General features: G+C 42.7%; 2 protein-coding genes. Both read left to right on the top strand.

The genetic code is table 11. The features are described from left to right. Positions 1-406: 406 nt before the first annotated feature. Entirely contained in the window at positions 407-2,335 is a 1,929-nt protein-coding gene (gene thrS / locus BA1DRAFT_RS02880) for a threonine--tRNA ligase (protein ID WP_036775941.1), read from the top strand. Positions 2,336-2,338: 3 nt separating this feature from the next. Next, on the top strand, positions 2,339-2,878 hold the full coding sequence (gene infC, locus BA1DRAFT_RS21640) for a translation initiation factor IF-3 (protein WP_071647077.1): 540 nt from the start codon (positions 2,339-2,341) through the stop codon (positions 2,876-2,878). The last annotated feature ends 17 nt before the right edge of the window (positions 2,879-2,895 follow it).

The raw sequence follows: 2,895 nt of genomic DNA, 5'->3' as shown, positions 1-2,895 counted from the left end.
TGGCTTAAAAGAGACTAAACGATCCTGTATCCATATGTATGATAATCCGGCATATATAACTTATGCCGGATTTGTTCTATGTGTGTTTTGAAGAGCATGTTATCTGTTTTTCTTTAAAACATATTATTTCATTATAAAATTATTTTTTATAGTTTGTGCATTTGCATAAAAATAAGTGCAAATGATTGTACCTACACTAAACATCGCCGTGACCTGAATGGTTGTTGGTGGTATATTTTCGCGATGTTTAGGTATTGAAGGCAGTCACTTTTTACATTGTGTACCAATTTTAGTACCAAACTTTAATGGATTGACGAGATAATAATTTAAATCGTTATTTTAGTTGAATATCAAACTCCTTCAAGTGACCTTTCGTGTGGGTCACCACTGTAGATAAGGATTTTAAATGCCTGTTGTTACTCTTCCTGACGGTAGCCAACGCCAGTTTGACCGTGCCGTTTCTGTAATGGATGTTGCCTGTGATATTGGTCCAGGTTTAGCGAAAGCATGTATTGCTGGCCGAGTAAATGGTGAGCTAGTGGATGCTTGTGAATTAATCGATTCAGATGCAAATCTTGCCATCATCACCAGTAAAGATGATGCAGGGCTGGAAATTATCCGCCACTCATGCGCTCATCTATTAGGCCATGCGATTAAACAATTATGGCCAGATACGAAAATGGCTATCGGTCCGATTATTGATAATGGTTTTTACTACGATGTTGATATTGGCCGTGCTCTGACGCAGGAAGATATTACGCTGCTTGAAAAGCGTATGTTGGAACTTGCCAAAAAAGACTATGACGTCATCAAGAAAAAAGTGAGCTGGCAAGAAGCTCGTGATACTTTCGTTGCTCGCGGCGAGGATTATAAGGTACAGATTTTGGATGAAAACATCAGTCGTGATGATCGTCCTGGTCTCTATAATCATGAAGAATATATTGACATGTGCCGTGGCCCACATGTGCCAAATATGCGTTTCTGCCATCATTTTAAATTGCAGAAAGTCGCAGGGGCATATTGGCGTGGTGATAGCAACAATAAAATGTTGCAGCGGATATACGGTACTGCGTGGGCTGATAAGAAACAGCTCAATACTTATCTGCAACGCTTGGAAGAAGCGGCCAAACGTGACCATCGTAAGATTGGTAAACAATTAGATCTGTACCATATGCAGGAAGAAGCTCCTGGTATGGCATTCTGGCATAATGATGGTTGGACTATTTTCCGTGAGCTGGAAACTTTTGTTCGGACCAAACTGAAAGAATATCAATATCAGGAAGTTAAAGGTCCGTTTATGATGGACCGTGTAATGTGGGAAAGAACCGGTCACTGGGAAAACTACGGTGAGCATATGTTTACCACTTCTTCAGAGAACCGTGAATATTGCGTTAAGCCGATGAACTGCCCAGGGCATATTCAGATTTTTAATCAAGGCTTAAAATCCTATCGTGATTTGCCGTTACGTATGGCTGAATTTGGTAGTTGTCACCGTAATGAACCATCCGGGGCATTACATGGTTTGATGCGTGTTCGTGGTTTTACTCAGGATGATGCTCATATCTTCTGTACAGAAGAGCAAATTCACCGGGAAGTTAGTAGTTGCATTAAAATGGTGTATGACGTTTACAGCACTTTTGGTTTTGAAAAAATCGTAGTTAAGCTGTCAACCCGCCCGGAAAAGCGCATTGGTACTGAGGAACAATGGAATCAAGCGGAAGCCGCTTTGGCGGCGGCACTACAAGAAAATGGCGTTCAATTTGAATATCAGCCAGGTGAAGGAGCCTTCTACGGACCGAAAATTGAATTTACTTTGCATGATTGTTTGGATCGCGCGTGGCAATGTGGTACTGTGCAGCTCGACTTTTCACTACCAGGTCGTTTGAGTGCGTCCTACGTAGGTGAAAATAATGAACGTAAAGTTCCTGTAATGATTCACCGTGCGGTTCTGGGTTCACTGGAACGGTTTATCGGCATCCTGACCGAGGAGTATGCGGGTTTCTTCCCGACGTGGATTGCTCCACAGCAGGTGGTAGTGATGAATATCACCGATAACCAGGCTGATTATGTACAGGAATTAGTAAAAAAACTTCAAGATGCGGGCATTCGTGCAAAAGCAGACTTGAGAAACGAGAAGATTGGTTTTAAAATCCGTGAACACACTCTTCGTCGTGTTCCCTACATGCTTGTCTGTGGTGAGAAAGAGGTCGAATCAGGAAAAGTTTCCGTTCGTACCCGCCGTGGTAAAGATCTGGGTAGCATTGATGTTAACGAGTTCATCGAAAAACTGCTTATAGAAATACGCAGTCGCAATCTTCATCAATTGGAGGAATAAGGTATTAAAGGCGGAAAAAGAATTCAAACAGCGCGTCCTAATCGCATTAATGGAGAGATTCGCGCTTCTGAAGTTCGTTTAACAGGTTTAGATGGCGAACAGATTGGCATTGTCAGTCTGAGGGAAGCTCTTGAAAAAGCTGAGGAAGCGGATGTTGATTTAGTTGAAATCAGCCCGAATGCCGAGCCGCCGGTTTGCCGTATTATGGACTACGGCAAGTTCCTCTATGAGAAGAGTAAGTCGATCAAAGAGCAGAAGAAAAAACAAAAAGTTATTCAGGTTAAGGAAATTAAATTCCGTCCTGGTACAGATGAAGGCGACTATCAGGTCAAACTACGCAACCTGATTCGCTTTCTTGAAGATGGCGATAAAGCCAAAATCACCCTGCGTTTCCGTGGGCGTGAGATGGCGCACCAACAGATTGGCGTCGAAATGCTTAACCGCATCCGCGACGATCTGGATGAACTGGCGGTAGTTGAATCCTTCCCTTCGAAGATTGAAGGCCGTCAGATGATAATGGTGCTCGCTCCTAAGAAGAAATAGTCAGGCAATCAAGTAAT

Source organism: Photorhabdus aegyptia (assembly GCF_000612035.1).
In the GTDB taxonomy this organism is placed as follows: Bacteria; Pseudomonadota; Gammaproteobacteria; order Enterobacterales; family Enterobacteriaceae; genus Photorhabdus; species Photorhabdus akhurstii.
This window is presented reverse-complemented; position numbering and strand designations above follow the sequence as displayed.